Consider the following 22,125-nt stretch of genomic DNA (forward strand, 5'->3'; position numbering starts at 1 on the left):
TTATTTGTGTGCAGCAACAATCGTAATGTTCATTCCTGCTCTTAAAAAATCGGTTTGTTTGTCTTGTTCTTTTAACTGTATTCGAACCGGAATTCTCTGTTCAATTTTCACAAAGTTTCCTGTCGCATTGTCTGGAGGAAGCAACGAGAATCTCGCGCCACTTGCAGGCGATAACGAAGCTATTGTTCCTGTAAAAACTTTATCACTCAAAGCATCGGCCTTGATTTCTACTTCCTGACCAACAGTTAAATATTGTAATTGCGTTTCTTTAAAGTTGGCTGTAATCCATTTTTCTTTACTTACTATAGAAAGCAATGACTGTCCTTCTTTTACCATTTGTCCTGGTTGTAAAGTTCTTTTTCCGACCCAGCCGTCATAAGGCGCTGTAATTACAGTGTACGAAAGAAACAATGCCGCATTGTCTGCAACAGCTTGTCTCGATGCAATATTAGTTTGCGTTGTAGGAACATTTGCCTCTGCAACCGTCGTACTTAAAGTAGCCGAATGAATTCTGTTTTTCATTTCCTGAAAATGAGCTTGTGCCGATTCGTAATCTGCTCTCACTTTTTCTAATTGTTGCGATGTAGCTGCTTCCTCTTTTACCAAAGCCATATACCTTTCGTATTCTAATTTGGTTTTCCAAAGATTTGATTTTGCAGCATCTAGTTGCGATACATTAATCGCGGTCGCACTTGCTGTATTGGCAACATTTTTCTCAGCCACAACGCTATTTTGTTTTGCACTCTGCACATCGGCCAAAGCCACATTCAGTTTCGACTTGTATTCTCGGTTATCAATCACCACCAAAGTATCGCCTTTATGCACAAACTGGTTTTCATCAAAACGAATTTCCTGCACATAACCTGTAATTCGCGACATAATTGGCGTAACATATTGCTCAACCTGAGCGTCATTGGTTTCTTCGTGGTTCTTATTAAACACATAAAACCAAACTCCCAAAACAACACCGCTCGCCACAAGCACACACGCAATAACTGTTATTAATATATGAAACGTTCTATTTCTACGAGTTTCATTTTTTATCTTGACCATCTTTATCTCTTTATCTTAGTTTTTTTTAAAGTCTTTTCTCTTTCTTCTTTCTTCTAAGGCTTCAGCCTAATCTAAATTTGAGGCATAATCCCCGCCGTATGCAGCATCTCGTAATGTTTTAAAACAGCATCCAAATGGGTAGAAATTTTATTGTATTTTGCCTGAAGCAAAGCATTATCTGCATCGACCATTTCGGTAATTAAAACCAATTGGTTTAGATATTTCAGCTTTACGATTCGGTAGTTTTCATTGGCTAAATCCAGGGCTTTATCGACTACCACAAACTTTTCAAGGATTTCCTGATATTGTGTATGATCTTTATACAACTTATCCTGAACTTCATCTTTTATAATCTCAGACTGCATTTGCTGCCATTCGATTTTGGTGTTGGCCTGCTCTACTTTCGTTTTATTTTTATATAAACCCGAAATATCAAAACGTGCCTCGATACCCACCTGACCTAAAGTGTACAAATACGGATTTGGCGGAAAGAATTTATAGTTTGGATAATAAAAACCATAATTACCGAAGAAACTTACTGTTGGCAAATAATTTCCTTTTGCAAGTTTTAGCTCTGTTTTACTAATTTTGATTTCCTGGCTTGCAATTCGCATTTCTTCATTCTGTAAAGCTTTGTTCAGATAAAAATCATACGGATCCAGACTGTTCGTTTCATCCAGATTTGCAGTGGTATCGATTGCTATTTCCTCATTTTCCGGAAGCTGAATTAAAGTCTTCAAATCGTGAAGCGCAATTTTTATGTTTTTGGAATTTGTAAGCGCATTCAACTCACGATCTGAAAGCTGTAATTCGGCACGAATAACCTCATTTTTGGTCACCGTTCCGTGTTTTGACAGCGACTGAACCTCTTTTAATCGGCTCTTTTCTTCTTTGATGTTTTCTTCAAAAATCTTCTGAAGTTCCATCATTTTATAAATCGCCAGATAGTTTGCCACGACTTCCAATTCGACATCATTTTCAGTCTTTTCGGTTTTTATTTTGGCAATTTCGTTTTCCTGATTTGCAATTTTAATGGCGTTGTTAATCTTATTTCCGGCGTAAATTGGCATTTTAAAAGTCGAATTTACCTCGTAGATTTCCGGAATTGCAGGCGTTACTTCCTTGTCTTTTAGAAAACCGCTTCCTTTAAACTCTGTAATGTTGGTAATTCTGGAGTACATGCCGTTTAATTCGATGTCCGGCAGGCGCAGTTCTTTTCTTTCTTTAATGTTTTGCTCAGCGAGCGTAATCTCCAATTGAGATTTAAGAATCTTTTTATTGTTTTCTTTAGCTAGTTTCAACGCCTCGTTTAACGAAACCGAATGAACTTCCTGAGCTTGTAAACTACTGAATGCTAATAAAATTAGAAATAATAATAGTTTTTTAAGAAAACAATTTACTGTAGAAATTGGTTTTTTAAGGAACATGAATACATAAATATTTTATGATGCAAAGTTCCTGCATTTTTTTATTGACTGATAATCATAAAAAGTCAATAACATATTCATTTCGGACAAATGTTAAAATTCTATTTCCCGAAAACGTTATATTAAAACACTGAAAGACAAGTGATTAAAAACAAAATTATTTCACGCAGATTTAAAATGATTTTAGCAGATGGGCGCAGATTTATTTTTTACTCTCGCAGATTTGGCAGATTGAGCAGATTATTAAGCATTTAAAAAAATCTCTAAAATCTCCAAAATCTGCGAGAGAAAATTTTTAGTACAGAATAAAGAAAATCAGCTTAAATCTAAACAGATCTGCGTGAAACATTCACTCAGCGCATTTCAAAAAAAAATCTCTAAAATCTGCGGAATCTGCGAGAGAAAATTTCAGCTTCGAATAAAGAAAATCTGCAAAATCAGCTTAAATCTGTCTAAATCTGCGTGAAACAAAATCTATTTACCACGCTCCAAAATCTCTTCTCCATTTAAGTAATCCGATGGTCTTTGTCCTAAAATTTTGAAAAAAGTGTTACTAAAAGTGGGTACACTGTTATAACCAACTTCTTGGGCTACCTCTTTTATAGAAAGCTTTCTTTCCAATAAAAGTTCAATCGCTTTAAGAATTCTTCTGATGGTATAATATTGAATAAATGACATTTTGAGATCTTTCTGAAACAAACGATACAAAGAGCGTTCACTATAACCAAATTCATGTGCCACATTGGCAAAGAGAATAGTTTCTCCCAAATTATTCTCGATATATCGAAGGATTTTACCCAAACGGGCATCTTTAGGCTGAGGCAATTCTAAAGGTAAAGTATTATGACATATTTGAGGAAGAATTGCTTTTATGGCTTTTGCAATCACAAAATTCGGAGTGTTTTTTTTCAAATCTCCATTCCACTGATTGGTAAACATCATCATTTGAAGTAGGAGATTATTGACTGGATAAATGCCTTCGCTTTTATAGAATTCATTTTCATCTTTTTCAACCGGAAAATACAGATTTCGCATCATCACATGTTCCGATTTTGGCTCAATACTGTGCTCCAATCCAGCCGGAATCCAGATAAAATGTCTTGCCGGTAAAAAATACGATTTCGTTTCGGTTGTCACAAAAACCACATCGCCTTCTGCGTAGAGCATTTGCGCTTTGTCGTGTTTATGCGTTGGAACAAGTAATTCGCCCATTATATCATGATGACAATAAATGCTTTTTTTATCGGCATCTACTTTCTTAATATAATACTTGTCTACTTTAAATGTTGATTGTTCCATTTAGATGCTAAATACAGCTGTTTTTTCAGCATAAAGGTACAGAATCAAAACTCAAAAATCGATACATTCTGTGTACTTATTCCAGCAAAAGCACTAATTACTTAACCTCTTTTTTTATTTCTATTAACCAATATTTTTCAGCATACCACAAATCTGGTATTTCAAAAAAATCACTAAAAACGGGTATTGCATGCTCTAATTATTATAATCAGATTTGTTATAACGATATACAAAAAGTTTAAGAATGACATTAAAAATGACATAGATCAAACACGTGTTTTTTTACACTGACACCTAATTTACCTTGTAAATAGTTTGAAAATTTGAGATTGAAGTTTAAGATTTATGAGACCGTAAAAACCTCATCATCTATAAAATACGCATGCAAATATTAACAACTTAAAAAAGAAAAAATGAAATCAGTAATTGTAGAAGAACTAAAAAACGAAGTGAAAAATTGGTGGGTATCTCTTTTAGTAGGTATCCTGTTTGTAGGCATGGCTTTATTGCTAATGTTTTATCCGCTTGACGGTTATGCAACATTAAGTATTATGTTTAGCATTAACATGTTTGTATGTGGTATGTTTGAAATTCTCTTTTCCGTTTCAAACAAGGACAATCTTTCCGGCTGGGGATGGTATTTAATCGGCGGAATCATTGATTTATTAATGGGATTATACCTTATGTATTACCCCGAAATGAGTATGGCAATACTACCTTTTATTGTTGCTTTCTGGTTTATGTTTCGTGGTTTTTCTATGATTGGTTTTTCTATGGATTTACAACGATACGGCTCTAAAGGCTGGGGCTGGATACTCGTAAGCGGAATATTAATTATTTTATGCTCATTAACCATAATTTGGTTTCCGGCGGGCGGTGCTTTTTCTGTGGTTTATATTGCAGCTTTTGCTTTTCTTTCTATGGGCATGACACGAATCATGATCTCTTTTGATCTGAAAAAATTGAAAGATGATAATAATAAACTACTGGAACTAACACATCAAACCAAGTAAAAATTTCCTCTCTTACTTCAAATTGCAAAAACAGTAAAGTCAGCACTGTACAAAGCGAAAGCTTATACAATCATATTTTGACAAAACACACACAATTTAATACCAATTGTTACTAATTGTTTAAACATGCAGGACGTCGACACTGGGCAACAGGCATTAAAAACAGCTGAGTTTTTCCTTAATTCAAAAACATACTCAATATTAAGCTAAGGAAAAATTCCAGCAAAATTAGTTTATAAATAATGATTGTTACTAAAGAAGGTGAAATACAAAAATTAATTATTAACCTAAATTCAAACAACATGAAAATGAATGATTTTAAATCCAAGATTTACGGAAAACTGGCACTTTATTCTCTAAGAAATGTCGGTAAAGATCTGCAAAATGCAGAAAAAGATTCTAAGAAGTTTATAGAAGATGTTAAGACAAGCCTTTCCTCTGGTGGAAAAGCATCTTTTGACAGACTGGAAGAAAAAGCCAAACACTTTTATGATTCTCTTCCGGAAGCATCCAAAAATCATTATCAGGAATTGATGAAAGAACTGAATGAACTTAAAGCAGAAATCAAAAATCTCGCAGAAGAAAAGATTAAAACATTACAGGAAACTTACAATGAAGAATTGTATTAAGCCTATATAATTGTATGGCAGAAGTTATTTCTACATAAACTTCTGCCATAAAACATCTCAAAATCAAAATACAAACAAACAATTGTACTTGATTTACATTGACTAAAAACGCTACAATTTATAAACTATTAAAGATTTATTTTATGAAAAAAAATATAGTACTAGCGACCGCTATGGCTGCAATGTTATTTTCTTGTAAAGACACGCAAAAACAAGATGAACAAAACGCTCAGGAAAAAACAGAACAAGCTGTAGACGCAGCAGAATTATCTACAGAACAAGAAGAAGCAAGTGACGTAAATGCAGTAACTGCAGTTACAAATGCTATCCAGGCCAATATTGACCAGGCTATGTCAAAAATTGCAATGCCTAAATTTACCAAAAACAATGCAAAATCATTAGCAGAATCTTTTCATAAAGATCTTTCTGGATTAGTAAATGCAAATTCAGGAAAAAAAGCTACAGAATACGCAAACAAATTAACGGCATTAAAAGACGAGTACAATAAAAAAATAGCAAAAGAAAAGATAGATGCAAATGACAAAAAATCGCTTGACAAATATGTTGTCGATTTGCTACAAGCCGTACAGTCGGTAACTAATTAATCTTACTTTTAATATATTTTCCAAAGGGCTGCTTTCTTTTTTAGCAGCCTTTTTTTGTTTTATCCATTTTCCGCAAAGCAGAAAAACATTGAAGCGTTTTTTCTATACGTGTAAAACATAAATCAAAACTCTAATAAAAAAAACATCACTTATAATGAGAGGCATTTTACAAACTTTGTCTCGTTCTTGAAACGAGAGGACTCGAACCCGTCTCGTCCCTAGACGAGATGACAGACATGCATTCTAACCCATTTTATCATTCTTATTTTTGTTCACGAATTAAAGTTTCAAGCGACTTTCTATTTAACTTTTTCAATCTTAATTCTTCAATCAAAGCTTCTTTTTTAGTTTCAAATATTTTGGAATAAACCAACTCCCATGGTCCTTTATTAGAAGTATATCTACTTCTATTTTCATTATGATATAATAACCTCTGAGAAATATCTTCACTAAAGCCTTTGTAATAAACATCAAAAGTCTTAGAATAAATTATATACACGTAAAACATAAATCAAATTTAATGACAAAAAAAAAATGCCTCTCGTAATGAGAGGCATTTTACAAACTTAGGCGGTCTGGACGGGACTCGAACCCGCGACCCCATGCGTGACAGGCATGTATTCTAACCAACTGAACTACCAAACCCTGCGTTATTGTGGGTGCAAAAATACAACAGAATTTCGTTTCTGCAAGCTTTTTTTTCAAATAAAAATCGATTAATTTTTAATTGGTTAAACTCCAATATTTTAAAACCTCTTTTTTTTACTAAAAAAACAGAATTTTCTTTCTCAATAGTAATAAAAAACGCAAAAATGAAAAGCTAAAAAAATGAAAAGCTTAGAAAAACTTCGCGTTCTTTACCTAAATCATAGCATTCTTTCCAATCAAACTACATAAGCAAAATCGACCAATCGTAAAAAACTTGGCGGACTTTGTGCAAATCTTAATGCCTTTTATAGTTAAACTAAAAGTACTATATGTTTTTATATCAAAAAAAGTCATCAGTAGAAACCACAGGATGAAGTAATTCACAAACAACTTACCACAAATACCCCTCTTTATCAAATACAAAACAACGAGATTTTTCTACCATCGCAATTTAAAAACAAAACCCTAACACTTAATCAATTACAACTTTTTCATTTCATCAATAATTTATAAATTATCTATGTTATAATTTATAATTCACAAAAATAAAGCACTTATGTCAGAATAAAACTCAATATTTGTAAGGATAAGTATTAAGTTTTCCTAAATAGCTGAATACCTATTTGATGTTACAGACATAAGTTCCAAGTGTCTTAATATGATTGGAATATCAACTAAACAAAAAAACCACAAATTATGTTGAAAAAATTATGCCTAAATGGCGCTGTAGAATTAACTGTAAATGAATTAAAATCTATCAACGGCGGAGTTAATTATCCAGAGTGTCCAATTGCAGACACCTCTAGAAACTGTTTTTCCGGACCATCTCATTGTCCTAACCCAGGCAAACTACCAATTTGCGTTAAGGATAGTGATCTTCAATAAACAGCAATATTTCAAATTCATCCATTTGAATTACAATAGAGAGGGAATTAATTCCCTCTCTATTATTTTCAGCAAGCGCCATTCTTATTAATTTCAAACAATTGAATTAAAATATAGGCAGCTTAAAACACAAAGTCTTCAAAGCTTATAAAAAACTTTGCGGACTTTGCGTAAATCTTTGCTTGCTATGCGGTTAAATCTGTGTGGAATTACGTGTGCGATTTCTCCCTGCGGTCGAAATGACAAACTGTGTGGCAAGTTGGAATTTGGACCCGAGCGATAGCGAACAGGCAAAGCAATTTAAATTTTGAGAATTCAAAATCATTGGAATTTACCTTTTCACAAAAGGTCTTAAATCAAAAAAGCCATCCACAAAAGTGGAAAGCTTTTCATTGGTCTAACTACTAAACCAGCTACGAGTTACAAAGTCGTAGCAAAACAACACAACTATTTTAGATACCGTATTTGGGCAAAAAAGCCTTTCTGTTACGAAAGGCTTTCCCCAATATTGCGGTCTGGACGGGACTCGAACCCGCGACCCCATGCGTGACAGGCATGTATTCTAACCAACTGAACTACCAAACCTCTGCGTTATTGCGGTTGCAAAGATAGTACAGAATTTCATTTCTGCAAGTGTTTTTATAAAAAAAATCAAATATTTATTTAATTAATTATCCAAAGTTTTGTTTTTCAACCAGATAAGTTGTCAATATTTTTTCAAAATTATCACCAACATTTACCGGAACGTACTTAATTTGGTTCTTTGCGCAGGTTAAAGCCAGGTTTTTAAAATACGCTTCTACCCTTTCTTCGTAGGCAGTTTTTACATTATCGGCAAAAATCGAAACCTCTTCGCCTGTTTCTACGTCAATAAATTTTCTTGGTGCATTATCAAAATCAAACTTCAACTCCGTTTGATTATCAACCACATGAAACAAAACTACTTTATGTTTATTATGTTTAAGATGCTGCAAAGCATTAAAAAGCTTTTCATCATCTGCGGTCTGAAACATATCTGTAAACAAAATAATCATCGAGCGACGATGCATTTTCTCTGCTATCTGATGCAAATAGGTAATCGTATCCGTGCTTTTTTTAACTTTTGGCTGTTCTAATAATTGTTCCAGTTTATTGAGCAACATTCTATGGTGGCGATCACTTCCTTTCTCCGGAGCATAATATTCGTAGCTATCAGAAAAAACGCTTAGGCCAACGGCGTCGCGCTGTTTCTTTAATATATTCATTAAAACTGCCGAAGCCAAAACCGCAAAACCAATCTTCTTTTCATAAAATGGCTGATTTGATTTGAGTTCGGGATAATGCATCGACGACGAATTATCTACAATAAGATGACAACGCAAATTGGTTTCTTCTTCAAAACGTTTCGTGTATAAACGATCTGTTTTGGCAAACAATTTCCAATCGATATGTTTTGTGCTTTCGCCGGCATTATAAACTTTATGTTCGGCAAATTCGGCCGAAAATCCATGAAACGGACTCTTGTGCATTCCGGATATAAAACCTTCTACAACCTGATTTGCCAGCATTTCAAGATGCTGAAAACTGGAGACTTTCTCTATTTCCGATTCAATTTTCATTCGGTTTCTTTTTTAATTTTTTGTGCCCTGTATAGCAAATCTGTCGCCTGAAACAATTTACGTTTCAGAATCGGACTAAAATTAGGGTTTTCTTTTAAGAATCGCTGTACTTCATCAAAAGCATATTTCGACGAATATCGTCCAACGGTATTATCCAACCAGTCTTTCGGAAAGAAAATATCTCCCGTACGCTGGATTTCATCAACCAAATCTAGTGAAAATCTAAGATACTTTTGCGCGCTTTCCTGACGAAGCGGATGATTTACACTCGATAAACCAACCGAAACCCAAGATTCTTTCTCGCGATTGGCATCGTCTTTTAAAGATTCTATAAACCTATTTCTAACCGATTCGTCTTTTGATAAAGACGGAAGCAGGAATTCAAATCGTTTCTTTTTATCCGGATTTGTAATTGTTGTTCTGGTTTTCTCCAAAATTTCATCAGCTTTTTCATGTTCAAAAATCGCCAGATTCATTGCCAGATTGGTATAATCGTCTTCGTTTAATTTCAAATTCTGAATCACCATTTCTTTATTCCAAATCTGATATAATTTGGCTTTCGCCGAATCAGAATATCCAATCGAACTAAACAATCCGAATAATGTCTTTTTAATATTGGCTGATAAATTAGTCTGTAAACGACTGTACAAAATTTCTTCAAGTTGTTTCTGAACTTTCTTTTGTTGTTTTTCTGTCAAAAATCTCCAATAAATAGTATTCACATTATTGGAAATCATTCGCAAAACCAATTCATTTTCCTCCGTTTGAATTCCTTTAAAAAAACAATCAAAAGCTTTATCTGGCGCACTATTCCCAATCAACATGTTCTCATAAAGATTACTATAAGCCGAAGCTCTTGCAACCTCATCTTTTAATCCGGCAATATAATTTAAATCATTCCCTTCAAGCGGAAAAACACCGTACCCAAAACCATTATAATTGTAAATAATGGCAAGCGGTTTTTCGAGTCCAACGGCTTCTTTTATAATTAAGTCTTTATTAATAATATTTGCGGTCACAACTTTTACTTCATTTGCATAAACAAAACCAATTTGGAAAATCTGAGGCCAGATATTTACCGATTTACCTTCTGCTTCCTGCACAATCATAAACTCCTTAATTCGGTTTTGAGCGTCGTATTCGATTATATCTGTAAAAATGGGTCTTCCAAATTTATTTACCCAAACCTCGCTCCATTTCTTCATATCGAGAGGCGTTTCGGCATCAAGAATTTCTACCAGATTATTCCAGTCGGCATTATCGTTGGCGTATTTCTGAATGTATTTTTGAATTCCTTTCTGAAAAGCTTCCTTTCCCATTGAAGCTTCTAACTGGCGCATCATAATTGGCGCTTTGTTGTAAATAATAGCACCGTAAAGCGAACCTGCATCTTTTAGATTTTCTAAATGTTGCTTTATAGCATGTGTTCCCAGCGATCGATCTTCCGCGTAAGCGCTTGGATAATGCGATGTAAAAAACTGCAAATTATGATTGACTTTCGGAAAAATCGGGTTCATGATTTTATCTGCCATAAAATTGGCAAAAACTTCTTTCATCCAGACATCATCAAACCATTTCATGGTGACCAAATCGCCGAACCACATGTGCGAGGTTTCGTGTGCAATGAGTTTTGCACGATTTAATTTCTCGCTGTCCGTCGCGCTGTTGTCCAGAAACAAAGTTGATTCTCTGTACTGAATCGCACCAACATGTTCCATTCCGCCATATTGAAAAACAGGAATTGAAGCAAAATCCAGTTTCTGAAAAGGGAATTTATAATTGGTATATTTCTCTAAGAAATCTAAAGATTGCTGATGTAAATTGAAAATGGTATCGGTACTTGTTTTTATCTTTTCGGGATTATTTTCGCGATACAACATTGTCATTTCCATTCCCGGTTTCTGAGTAACGCTTTTGAATTTTCCAGCCACAAAAGAGAATAAATACGTACTCATTTTATCTGATTCTCCAAAAGTGTACAAAGTAAAATCGCCCTTTTCGACTTTCTCTTTTACATCGGCTGCAGCCAAAACCGACCAATCTTTAGGAACAGAAAGACTGAGTTTATACGTTGCTTTTATATCCGGCTGATCAAAACAAGGAAATAAAGTACTTGCACGATCCGGAACCAATAAAGTATAAAGAAAATCGTCGTTTCTATTTAAAGATAAATTGCCAGCAATGAATGAAATTGAGATTGTGTTTTTCCCAGAAATTAAAGCCGCAGAAGGAATTACAATGTGTCCTTTTTCATGAACAATTGCAATGTTTTTACCATTTGCTGAAACTGATTTTATGTTTTGAGATTTCTCTTTAAAGTCAAGAAACAAAGGCTGACTCAAATCGGATACTATCAAATTCAAACTCAGATTTGAATTGATATCTTCACTTTTCTGATTGGGAATTTCAAACAATAAACTGTATTGAACTTCTGAGATTTGCTTTTTCCGAAAATGAGCCAATTCTTCTGAAACCCCATTTTCGATCATAAGATTATTTCCCTTTTGTTTTGATTGAGAAAAACAAATCGTCGACATTAAAAAAAAGCAAAGAAGGCTGTAGAAAATTTTCATTTTTTAGAAATAAGATTCGTAAAAATAAAAATTCCGCCACGAATTCACGAATTATTGCTTTAATTAATTCGTGAATTCGTGGCGGAAAAAAAATAAAAATAAAAAAGGTTTGACTTTCGCCAAACCTTCTTTATATAAATCATAATCTTACGATTACAATAAAGCGTCTAAACTATCTGCGTAGGTTTGTTTTGGAGCTACTCCAACTTGTTTTCCTACTACTTCACCGTTATGAAACACCAAAACGGTTGGTATGTTACGCACACCATATTTTGCAGCAAATTCCTGGTTTGCATCTACATCGACTTTACCAACAACTACTTTACCTGCGTACTCATCGCTCAATTGGTCAATGATTGGACCAACCATTCTACAAGGACCGCACCATGCTGCCCAAAAATCTACCATTACCGGTTTATCTGATTTTAAAACTACTTCATCAAAAGTAGCATCTGTTATTGCTAATGCCATAATAATTTTCTTTAAATGTTATTTCAGCTTTTGTCCCAAAAGACAAGTTTTTTATATTCTCAAAACTGAAGTACAAAGTTAGAAATTAAATACAAATGATACACCATCTCTAAATTAGTTTTGATTATAAATGTATTGTAAATAATTATATCATAAAAAATACAATCAGTACAGAACCTTAACGCTGTATTAATTTGAAAATCAATTTTTTAATTATGATTATTTTTTACACTATCTTTAATCATCCAAAAAAATTGTCCTAATGAAAGAAACTTTACATCAAATAAAACTCTTTTTACAATCGGCCGGATTTAAAAAATATGCCAAACGTTTTGGCTTTTTTATTTTGGGACTTGTCGCCCTGATTTTAGTTGCCTGCGGAGGATTGTCGATTTATTTCAATCGAAATAAAACCGAAATAATGGCAAAAATCAATACCAAGATCAATGAAAACATAAACGGAAAATTTCATATTGGCGATTTTCACTATAAGTTTTTATCGGGGCTTCCAAATTTTACACTCGCCTTAAAAGATGTAGAACTAAAAGACAATCAATGGGCTACTCACAAACATACTTTACTAAAAGCACAAGAAATCGAAGTGCGTTTAAACGTTTGGAGTTTGCTGCAAAAGGAAATCAACATACATAAAATCCTTATAAACGATGCACAGATTTATGTGTACAAGGCCAAAGATGGCTATTCTAACGCTAATATCTTTAAACCCAAAAAGAAAAAAACACCCGAAAACAAAGACAAACCCGAAACTACAATTGATCAGGTCGACCTTAGTAATGTTCATTTTACATTAGACAACCAAGTCGGACACAAACTATTTGATTTTGCTGTGGCGAGTTTAAAATCTACGGTAAATTACGACGGAGACGATTGGCAAACCGATGTTTTTCTGGACACTCAAATAAACAGTCTCGCTTTTAATACCGTTCACGGAAGTTTTGCCAAACAAAAACAACTTAAAGGAACTTTTAATGTTTCTTATTCTTCTCAAAAAGAAAAAATCGACGTAAAAACCGATGGTTTAAAAATAGGAACCGACTCTTTTGATATTGTTGCCTTTTTTAATTTAGCCAAAGGAAATGGCCTTTTCGGAATTAATATTGGCACTAAAATTTTATGGCAAAACGCTTCCAATTTACTCTCGGCAAACATAAGTTCTAAGCTTAATCACTTTAATCTAAAAAAAACTATCGATGTAAATTGCGACATAAAAGGAGATTTTAATGCCGAAGGCGATCCCAGAATAGTCGTTCAGGCCGGAATAAAAGATAACGAACTGAGCATTCCCGACGGACAACTGACCGATTGTAGTTTTAAAGGAATTTTTACCAATAATTTCAAACCAAAAGAAGGTTTTAGCGATGCCAATTCTGCGGTTATTCTAACCCATTTTACGGCCAATTATGAAAATATTCCGTTGAAAATTCCGCAATTATCAATCAATAATCTCGAAAAACCGTTGGCAACCGGAACCGTAAACTCCGATTTTGATGTGACTAAACTGAACGAAATCAGCAATGATAAATGGATTCAGTTTTCTGAAGGTCACGCCACGGCCAATTTAAAATTTCAGTTTGATATTGTTGATCTTTATATCAACAAACCAAAATTTATCGGAGATGTAAATGTAACCAATACATCGTTTCATTTTATTCCGAAAAATGTGCATGCCGAAAAAGTAAATGTGCAGCTTAACTTTACCCAAGAAGCTTTAATTATTAAAAAAATTGCCTACAAACATAAAAACAACACCATTTTTATAGACGGAAAAATAGACAACTTCCTGAATCTCTATTATGATGCTCCAGAAAGAATGGTCGTAAACTGGAATATTTATTGTCCAAATATTGATGTTAAGCAATTTTTGGGCGTTATGGCTTCTTCTACAAAACAGAAAACCGTTGCCAAAACCAACAAGAAACCCACAATGTCAAACCATTTGCGCACGGTAATCGAAAAATGCGCTGTAGTAATCGACTTTAAGGCCGACAAAATAGTGTACAACAAACTAACGGCGACAAATACCAATGTGAGGATTCAGATGATAGATTCGAAGTTGATTCTAAAAAACGGATCGCTTCAAACTTCCGGCGGAAATATTGCTTTTAATGCCGAAGTTTCGCCAAGCGGAAAAAACTTTGCCGTTGGTTCTAACGCGCAGGTAAATCGGGTTGATATTGCAAGTTTTTTAAAATCGTTCAACAACTTTGGTATCAAATCATTTACACCAAATAACATTCACGGAAAACTCACCAGTTCTGCCAATGTAACCGGTTTTATCAACAGCAATGGCGAACTGATTACCAATTCTATCCACGGAACGCTGAATTTTAATGTCAATCAGGGCGCTTTGGTAAAATTTGAACCCATTATGAAAGTCGGGAAATATGCTTTTCCGTTTCGTGATGTTGAGAATATCACTTTCAGCGATTTGTCCGGCGATTTTAAAATGCGCGGCGAAATGGTCGATGTCAATAAACTAACTATAAGTTCGAGTGTTTTAAATTTCGATGCCAAAGGCGTTTATTCCTTTGGGCACGGCACCAATTTAGCCATGACAATCCCACTCCGAAATTCTAAAAACGACGCCAAACTAACCTCCAAAGCCGAACGCGATGCTGTACGCGAAAAAGGTATTGTACTGCATTTAGTTGCCGTTGAAGAGAATGGGAAGATGAAAATTAAGCGTGGGAAGAAAGATAAAGAAAAATAACGTTTACAACCTGTCTCTCTAAGCGATCCCGAAGCTTCGAGAGAAGAGTTTCCAGCCTTAATGATAAGGAGCTATTTCCTGCTGTCCTTCCAAATCTTTTATGCCAAACACCGGCACAAAAGGATTTTCCCTCCCATCAGGGCTAGGGCATTTGGTTTCAATAGATTATTTTTAAAATATTATTAACGCCAGTCACAAATGATTGGCGTTTTTTTTTCTAAAAGGATCTAAACAGTTAATATCAAGTTGAAAACTTTAACAACAATGAGGCCAATTGTCCTCGGGTCAATTGTACTCTAAAAGCTAAATTTGAACTTAATTTTTTTTTAAATAGCAACAAAATACATTGTCAAAAAATGAAATATTTAGCAGAAATAATATTTGGAAAAGATCAAGTAAGGAAATTTCAAAATAATGAACCTTTAAATGATTATGAAAAAATCATCAATCTAAAAAAATACAGTTTTGAGTCACAAGCAGAAAGAAATGCATTTTACAAAGGAATCGGCGAAGCAATGGGCTGGCTTGAATTTGAAGTAATTAAAGAATTCGAAGAAAAAATAACTCCAGAAAAAGAAGATGAAGATATATTTGATTATTGGTCATTCATTGAAAAATATTATCCAAAATATCATCATTGTGATGATGTCTTGTTAAGCGACATTTTAACTAGAAAATTTTATGGCGAAGAAATTTGCGAAAGTGATGAGGAATATATCAAAGACTGGAATGTTAGGAATGAATTATTTAAAATAGATAAAAAACTACTTTGTAAGGCTTTTGAAAATTATTTTATTATTGATTATCCTGAAAATCAGGATATTTAAATACAATTGTTTCATAAACCTTCCCCAAAAACTTTAACTTTTTTAGGGAATTTTTATAATACTAACATGAGATAATTTAAATTTCCTCAATTCCTAATGATATAAAAAAATCAAATGTTCCATCATACATAAATTCAGGCCTTGTGATATCTTCATGGTTTCCATGAGGAATATAAATTATCATTCCTTGTCTTGCTCTAGTTAACAAAACTCGATATGAATTAATTAAATAATTTTTAATTTTAGGATCATTAATATTTTTCCAAATTGTCCCCCAAAACTTTTTGTGATTCCATTCACCATTATCATAATATAAATCCCCATCCCAAGCAACACAAGCCCAATCTAACTCTAATCCTTGTACATGAAATTCCGTCGCTACTTCTTCTAAAAAGCATGAAGAACGAATATCGTCTTTCCCATTTAAAAACCACTTTGGAGCTTCTATTTCAGCTTTTACATTTAACCCAAAAGGTTTTAAACGAATTCCACCCGAAGAGGCAATAATCCCAATCCTTTCAGAACCTTTAGCAGACATTTTCAACCATTTCTTGGCTTTATCTAAATCACGAGTTATCTTAATTGGATAATCTTTTTTTATAAATTCATCATATAAACTTTTAGCACTTTCAATATTATTATTTATCACATTATGAATAAAATTAGATAATTGAGCACTTCTAAATGATCTCAAAGAAATAGATAAGTGAAGCTCATTTTTCTTTATCGCTTCTTTACTATCCAAAATATCTAACGTACCCTTATCTTTAATGTAATTTTCATCTTCTAAAATTTTAGAGGAATAATAAATATCCCAATCCTCGAACCTATTTAAAAATGGCCTAATCCATTCTTCTAAGCCAGCCTCTCCTGTGTTTATCTCTTGTCCGCCACCAATCAAACAAATAATTGTGCACCAATCTTTATGCCTGTCCATCACTTCAATAAGAAATTCAGGTTCAGATTTATTAAAATCTGGAATTTTCTTTTTCATAAACTTTGAAGCTTGTTCCTTTGTCCACGCGCGTTGGGCCTCATCAAAAATAGTTACTTTTTCAATCGGAGCTTTCTCATCTTTTATTGAAGCATCTCTAAAATGATGAATATTTTGAATAAATGATTTTACTTGTGACTTAGCTAGAGATTTTTTAATACTTGAATTTTCCTCTTTTGCAGTTTTAAATCTATCCTCAGCTAATGCCTCCCTTAAAACATCTACCAACGGACCATTTCCTGAAAGAAAAACAGCATGCTCTTCTTCTTTATAATTAGATCTTAAATTCGCAATATTTAATCCAGCCAAAGTTTTCCCTGCTCCTGGCACTCCAGTAATAAAACAAATTGATTTTCTGTTTTTATCTTTTGAAAAATCAATAATTTCAGATATACAAGCCGATGTTATAGATAAATTTTCTGCACCAGAATCACTTCTCGAAATTTCCGAAACATTGTGTTTCTTATATAATGCTGTAGCGGCCTCGATAATTGTTGGCGTTGGCCTGTAAATGGAGTTCTCCCAATTTTGACCATCAATTTTGTTAGAATTATTAAAATGTAATAATGTTTCCGATATAACATCAACTAGATTATTCTCGTTTGCTACAATAGTTTCATATAAATTATCGCACGAATTTCTATAAGAATTTCTAAAATTAATCGCTTTCTCTGCGATCAAAATTGGTATAATGTTTTTATTATGACTTCCCTCATGAAAATTATTCAAATCTAAACCATAATCAAAAGCTTGGTTTATTGCCGATTTATCATAAGTTTTTGAGCCAATTTTAAACTCTAAAACAAAAATACAACTTTCAATAATTAAAATATTATCAACTCTTTTCCCCATTCGTGGAATAGAAAATTCGAAATATATCTGTCCTTGAAAATTTAGAAGCGTTTTTTTTAGAATCTCAATTTGAATTTTCCACGCATCTGATTGTTGAAGAATCAATTTCCTTAAATCATAGTTTCCTGCTATTTTTCCATAAATGCTACTATTTTTTTCAATAATAAAATTGGTAATGGAATTTGAATAATAAGCCCTACTCATCAAACAAGTCTTTTACTTTAACTTGTAAAGCATTTGCTAATCTCTCAACAACTTCAATAGAAACATTTCTTTCACCTTTTTCAATTGTTGGCAAATATGTTCTATCTATCTCCGCTAAATTTGCAAGTTTTTCTTGAGATAATCCTTTGAGTTTTCTAAGCTCCTTAATTTTAAGTCCGAATTTTTGCTTAATATCCATACTAACAAAAATTGCAAAATGTAGACTTTAAAACAACGGAGTATAGTCGGGTTTTTATTTAAAAACGCTATAAACGAAAGACAACCCACAAAATAAAAAAAGCTACTTTTTACAGTAGCTTTTTGAGTTTTAATTCTCCAGATAAGGATCCAGAATTTCGGCTAATTTATTCAGCCAATAGAAATTGTCTTCGAGGTTGATGTTTTCGGTTTGCAGGGTTTCCTGTTCGCGCATCACATTTAAGGCAAGAAGATAATTTACCTGGCGAATTGATTTGGCCATGCTTTTGGAGTCAATTGAATTGTTGAAAAATTCAGTTAATCTCAATTCTGTTTCTTTTGAAAGGGTGTTTGTACTCATAATCTGAAAGGTTAGGGATAATATAAAACCCGCGTAGGTTAGCTGTCCTACGCCTTTCAGAGCGTTGCGGTTGTTTCCAATACCGCCAGCATACCACACGGGAGAATATTTTTAATATCATAGTCTGAAAGTTTTAGGACTGCAAACATACGAAAAGCAAAAAATTTGGGCGTACTTTTCTTTGTTTTTAACTTCTCTTTCTTCTACAGATACTCGTAGCCATTTCTTCTTTCGCGAAAGCGTAAAAATGCTTAAGATGGCTCTAAATTTTTCATAATCTTTTATTAACTCGCTTGGCTTTTCATTCAAAAAAAGATAGCTTTGAGAAACAATCATTAAATAGTAAACCATTATGAAGATTCAAATCAACACAGACAAAAACATTGAAGGACATGCAAGATTAGAAAGCTACTTTTCTGGAGAATTAGAAAAAGGTTTAGCACGTTTTGAAGACAAAATTACCCGTATAGAAGTTCACTTTGGTGATGAAAATGGAGAGAAGTTTAGCTTACAGGACAAAAAATGTGTAATCGAAGTTCGCCCTCAAAAATTACAACCCATAACCGTAACAGAACACGCCGATACGCTTGAAAAAGCTTTTAGCGGCGCTTTAGCAAAAATTAAAAAATCATTGACTACTACTTTCGAAAAAATCAAAGAGTATTAATTGATATACAATATTTAAAAAAATGGCATTATCTCTAATCAGGATAATGCCATTTTTTATTGCACTAAAATTAAACTTGCGTCAATTACACTAAACCGAATTTAAGATAATAATAACGCTTTTCGGGATTGTAAAAAGTAAATTTGCAGTCCCAAAAAAAGAAGCCTGACCTTTAAAAACTCAGGCGTTTTGATTGGGATTATTTACAATATCACATAAAATTACATTCATGAAAAAGCAATTACTCGTATTATTAATCGCAGTTCTTTTAGGTTTTGGTGTTAATGCACAAGTAAAATCGACTGAAACTAATGTTTTGGTTTTGATTTATTCTCAAAACGGCGGAACCTACAAAATGGCAAAATCTATTGCTGAAGGAATTCAGGAATATCCAAATACAAAAGCAATCTTAAAGAGGGTTCCATCTATAAATTCGAAAGAAAAACTTACTGCCGAAGTAGAAAAATTACCCATCGCGACCATTGACGAATTGGCCAATTACGACGGAATCGCATTTGGAAGTCCGGTACATTTTGCCAATATCAGCGCTGATATGAATTCCTTTTTCAGCCAGAGTATTCCGCTTTGGACATCGAGAGCTTTAGAAGGAAAACCGGCAACTGTATTTATGTCTGCAGGATCCGGAGCAGGAAAAGAAGCTGCAATTTTATCTTTCTGGAATATTCTAGCTTCTCACGGAATGGTAATCGTGCCTACAGGAATTATGGGGACGGCTACTTTAGACAAAACGGTTCCGCAGGGAAATACACCTTTTGGAGCAACTTCGTTAGCGGGATCAACAGGAACACGTCCGTCGCAAAGCGAATTGAATTTGGCTAAAGAACAAGGGAAAGCTTTGGCAAGAGTTGCATCGGGATTAAAAAATACAGAGAATATAAAAACGGTAAAAACAACTTCGACAGAAATTAAAACCGACGTTTACAAAATGCTAAAAGACAATAATATTGTACTTCCGGAAGCGCCTAAACCGGTTGGCAATTATGTTCCGTACACGATTTCAGATCATAAAGTCTTTATTAATCAGGTAGCTTTAAAAGACGGAAAGATTTTAAATCCGGGCAAAGTTGGCGCAACGGTTACAGACGATCAGGCTAAAGAAGCAACGTACCAAACCATGCTAAATGTAATTGCGGTTTTAAAAGAAGCTTGCGGTGGCGATTTGAATAAAGTGAAACAATGTGTGCAATTAACAGGATATTTTAATACTACGCCGGAATATACGCAACATGCTGCGCTTATGAATTCGGCTTCAAATTTGACTGCATTGGTTTTTGGAGAAAAAGGAAAACATGCCAGAGCTACAATTGGTGCGGTTTCGTTACCGATCAATTCAGCTGTAGAAATTCAGGCTGTTTTTGAAATAGAATAAAGATGAAGCTTTTAGGGTCTACTATTTTAACACATAAAAACATAGTTCAGTTTAAATCAAAAAGGCGTTTCACTTGTTTTAATTCACATAGCTTATCTATATCAAAGAAATAAATTTCTTTTTGATTTCTTTATTAAACAAAAAACCGAATACAAATTGTATTCGGTTTTTTTGTGTTTATGATTTTGGTAACGGAGCTCCAACGGCTATATCGCAGCGATGTCCCGGTTGCCCGTGCGCCGGATTCATTCCCTCGGCTACTGTTTGAGTTGTTTCGGTACTTAATAAAGCCGGAACAGGATTGTTTGCAGGTGGCGGTGATACGGTAAAACTTTGAGATGTCGATCCGCTTTGCGCTGTTGCTGTTGTACCAGCTTTTGCAACCGGAGAATTTAAAGGCGCTCCAACAGGAATATCACATCTGTGTCCCGGTTGTCCGTGCGACGGATTCATTCCTTTTCCAACTTTTACCGGTGCAACTGTTGTCGTCGTAACCACATTTTTCTGATTCGGATTTACCTGAACCATTTGCGGCGTTTGAGTTGTTGTAACTTGTCCTTGTTGTAGCGGAGCCGAATTTAACGGCGCTCCAACGGCAATATCACAACGGTGTCCCGGTTGTCCGTGTGCCGGATTTAATCCTTTTGTTTCTCCTAAAACCGTATTTGGATTGGTTTGAGGTTGTGCCTGCATAACCGGAGCAACTTTTGCGGTGTCTTTTGCAAGTCCTAGTCTTACTAATTCAGATGTTGCGGTTGTTTCTTGTGGTTCTAACTCTTTTTTACAGGAAATAAAAACTAGAGAAAAGGCCAGCGAACTTATAAGGATTTTTGAATTCATAATTGTGGTATTTTAAAGCACTCAAATATACTTGTTTTTGGGTTTTCTACCATATAAGTTATATAAGATAATTTAAGTATTGGTTTTGTGGTGTTTTTTTATAGAACGAATGTTCTCTCTTTTGGAGTCTTTTTTACCTCTCGCAGATTGAGCAGATTTTTTTTATTGCTGTGCTATTCAGAAAGTAAAAAGAAACTTCCAATAATCCATCTGTGTTTCATCTGTTTTATCCGTAAAATCCGTGTGCTATTATCTCTGGTTTAAAAAAATTAATACCTTTAAACATAAAACAGATCTATTATGAAAAAAACAATTCTACTTCTTTTATTTGTTGTGTCTTTTGCAAATGCTCAAAAAGCCGAAAAAGACAAAATCAATCAAACTTTAGATACCTGGCATAAGGCTGCCGCCGAAGTAAAAATGGACGTTTACTTTAATACTCTCGCGCCAGATGCTATTTATATTGGAACCGATGCAACAGAAAACTGGTCTAAAGATGATTTTTATACCTGGGCAAAACCATTTTTCGAAAAAGGAACCACCTGGAATTTTAAAGCATTGCAACGTAATATATATTTTGACCCAACTGGAAAAATAGCGTGGTTTGATGAGTTGCTTGATACACAAATGAAAATCTGTCGTGGTTCTGGCGTTTTGGTGAAAGTAGGTAAAGAATGGAAAATTCAGCATTATGTTTTATCGATGACAATTCCGAATGATGAAGTCGAAGCTGCGATCAAAATAAAAGCGCCAATTGAAGACGCATTGATTACAAAGCTTCAGAAAAAATAAACATTTTCATGTTTTATTCTTATAATCCTAACTTTTAGAGCGACTTACAAAGGTCATTAACAAAACAA

Annotated in this window: 19 protein-coding genes and 2 tRNA genes; 8 read left to right on the plus strand and 13 right to left on the minus strand. The window is 34.0% G+C overall.

What is annotated here, in order from left to right; translation table 11 throughout:
* From KHA98_RS03420 to KHA98_RS03430, 3 genes are all read right to left on the minus strand, one after another.
* Entirely contained in the window at positions 1 to 1,053 is a 1,053-nt protein-coding gene (locus KHA98_RS03420; protein WP_213255296.1) for an HlyD family secretion protein, read from the minus strand.
* A 71-nt stretch (positions 1,054 to 1,124) separates the two neighbouring features.
* The gene (locus KHA98_RS03425; protein WP_213255299.1) at positions 1,125 to 2,480 is read right to left on the minus strand and encodes a TolC family protein; all 1,356 of its coding nucleotides are present in this window, start codon (positions 2,478 to 2,480) and stop codon (positions 1,125 to 1,127) included.
* 474 nt (positions 2,481 to 2,954) lie between these two features.
* Positions 2,955 to 3,779 carry an AraC family transcriptional regulator gene (locus tag KHA98_RS03430; RefSeq protein WP_213255300.1) on the minus strand — a complete coding sequence of 275 codons (825 nt, stop codon included), beginning with the start codon at positions 3,777 to 3,779 and terminating at the stop codon, positions 2,955 to 2,957.
* A gap of 413 nt (positions 3,780 to 4,192) precedes the next feature.
* Between KHA98_RS03430 and KHA98_RS03435 the strand changes: the two genes are divergently transcribed.
* From KHA98_RS03435 to KHA98_RS03445, 3 genes are all read left to right on the plus strand, one after another.
* On the plus strand, positions 4,193 to 4,792 hold the full coding sequence (locus tag KHA98_RS03435) for an HdeD family acid-resistance protein (protein WP_213255303.1): 600 nt from the start codon (positions 4,193 to 4,195) through the stop codon (positions 4,790 to 4,792).
* A gap of 308 nt (positions 4,793 to 5,100) precedes the next feature.
* A complete protein-coding gene (locus KHA98_RS03440; protein ID WP_213255306.1) occupies positions 5,101 to 5,421 on the plus strand; it encodes a hypothetical protein in 321 nt (106 codons plus the stop codon).
* Between the two features lie 143 nt (positions 5,422 to 5,564).
* Positions 5,565 to 6,026: a hypothetical protein gene (locus tag KHA98_RS03445; protein WP_213255308.1), complete on the plus strand. Its 462-nt coding sequence runs from the start codon at positions 5,565 to 5,567 to the stop codon at positions 6,024 to 6,026.
* A 262-nt stretch (positions 6,027 to 6,288) separates the two neighbouring features.
* Here KHA98_RS03445 and KHA98_RS03450 read toward each other — a convergent pair whose 3' ends face one another.
* From KHA98_RS03450 to trxA, 6 genes are all read right to left on the minus strand, one after another.
* Positions 6,289 to 6,534 carry a GIY-YIG nuclease family protein gene (locus KHA98_RS03450; protein WP_213255310.1) on the minus strand — a complete coding sequence of 82 codons (246 nt, stop codon included), beginning with the start codon at positions 6,532 to 6,534 and terminating at the stop codon, positions 6,289 to 6,291.
* A 63-nt stretch (positions 6,535 to 6,597) separates the two neighbouring features.
* Positions 6,598 to 6,671, minus strand: a tRNA-Asp gene (locus KHA98_RS03455).
* Between the two features lie 1,399 nt (positions 6,672 to 8,070).
* Positions 8,071 to 8,144, minus strand: a tRNA-Asp gene (locus tag KHA98_RS03460).
* An 86-nt stretch (positions 8,145 to 8,230) separates the two neighbouring features.
* Entirely contained in the window at positions 8,231 to 9,157 is a 927-nt protein-coding gene (locus KHA98_RS03465; protein ID WP_213255312.1) for a DUF58 domain-containing protein, read from the minus strand.
* Positions 9,154 to 11,730, minus strand: a complete 2,577-nt coding sequence (locus KHA98_RS03470) for a M1 family aminopeptidase (protein ID WP_213255314.1) — start codon at positions 11,728 to 11,730, stop codon at positions 9,154 to 9,156. The genes KHA98_RS03465 and KHA98_RS03470 overlap by 4 nt, the downstream gene beginning before the upstream one ends.
* 153 nt (positions 11,731 to 11,883) lie before the next feature.
* Positions 11,884 to 12,201 (minus strand): thioredoxin, encoded by a 318-nt coding sequence (trxA, locus tag KHA98_RS03475; protein WP_012023423.1) that lies wholly within the window; start codon positions 12,199 to 12,201, stop codon positions 11,884 to 11,886.
* 262 nt (positions 12,202 to 12,463) lie between these two features.
* Between trxA and KHA98_RS03480 the strand changes: the two genes are divergently transcribed.
* Both KHA98_RS03480 and KHA98_RS03485 read left to right on the plus strand, forming a co-directional pair.
* Positions 12,464 to 14,932, plus strand: a complete 2,469-nt coding sequence (locus KHA98_RS03480; protein WP_213255316.1) for an AsmA family protein — start codon at positions 12,464 to 12,466, stop codon at positions 14,930 to 14,932.
* Between the two features lie 356 nt (positions 14,933 to 15,288).
* Positions 15,289 to 15,759: a hypothetical protein gene (locus KHA98_RS03485; RefSeq protein ID WP_213255318.1), complete on the plus strand. Its 471-nt coding sequence runs from the start codon at positions 15,289 to 15,291 to the stop codon at positions 15,757 to 15,759.
* Between the two features lie 76 nt (positions 15,760 to 15,835).
* Here KHA98_RS03485 and KHA98_RS03490 read toward each other — a convergent pair whose 3' ends face one another.
* From KHA98_RS03490 to KHA98_RS03500, 3 genes are all read right to left on the minus strand, one after another.
* On the minus strand, positions 15,836 to 17,809 hold the full coding sequence (locus tag KHA98_RS03490) for a DUF2075 domain-containing protein (protein WP_213255321.1): 1,974 nt from the start codon (positions 17,807 to 17,809) through the stop codon (positions 15,836 to 15,838).
* Positions 17,802 to 18,008, minus strand: coding sequence for a helix-turn-helix domain-containing protein (locus KHA98_RS03495; RefSeq protein ID WP_213255324.1), 207 nt, complete (start codon positions 18,006 to 18,008; stop codon positions 17,802 to 17,804). Before KHA98_RS03495 ends, KHA98_RS03490 begins: the two co-directional genes overlap by 8 nt.
* Positions 18,009 to 18,137: 129 nt before the next feature.
* Complete coding sequence (locus KHA98_RS03500; RefSeq protein WP_213255327.1) at positions 18,138 to 18,368, minus strand: hypothetical protein; 231 nt, start codon at positions 18,366 to 18,368, stop codon at positions 18,138 to 18,140.
* 352 nt (positions 18,369 to 18,720) lie between these two features.
* On the opposite strand from KHA98_RS03500, the gene KHA98_RS03505 reads away from it, so the two are divergent.
* Together KHA98_RS03505 and wrbA are read left to right on the plus strand one after the other, a co-directional pair.
* Positions 18,721 to 19,035 (plus strand): HPF/RaiA family ribosome-associated protein, encoded by a 315-nt coding sequence (locus KHA98_RS03505; protein WP_213255330.1) that lies wholly within the window; start codon positions 18,721 to 18,723, stop codon positions 19,033 to 19,035.
* Between the two features lie 229 nt (positions 19,036 to 19,264).
* On the plus strand, positions 19,265 to 20,425 hold the full coding sequence (gene wrbA / locus KHA98_RS03510) for an NAD(P)H:quinone oxidoreductase (protein ID WP_213255333.1): 1,161 nt from the start codon (positions 19,265 to 19,267) through the stop codon (positions 20,423 to 20,425).
* 177 nt (positions 20,426 to 20,602) lie between these two features.
* Here the strand turns inward: wrbA and KHA98_RS03515 are convergent, their stop codons facing one another.
* Positions 20,603 to 21,265 (minus strand): hypothetical protein, encoded by a 663-nt coding sequence (locus KHA98_RS03515; protein ID WP_213255336.1) that lies wholly within the window; start codon positions 21,263 to 21,265, stop codon positions 20,603 to 20,605.
* Between the two features lie 300 nt (positions 21,266 to 21,565).
* On the opposite strand from KHA98_RS03515, the gene KHA98_RS03520 reads away from it, so the two are divergent.
* Complete coding sequence (locus tag KHA98_RS03520) at positions 21,566 to 22,057, plus strand: nuclear transport factor 2 family protein (protein ID WP_213255338.1); 492 nt, start codon at positions 21,566 to 21,568, stop codon at positions 22,055 to 22,057.
* Positions 22,058 to 22,125: the final 68 nt, after the last annotated feature.

It is taken from the genome of Flavobacterium branchiicola (genome assembly GCF_018383905.1).
GTDB lineage: Bacteria > Bacteroidota > Bacteroidia > Flavobacteriales > Flavobacteriaceae > Flavobacterium > Flavobacterium branchiicola.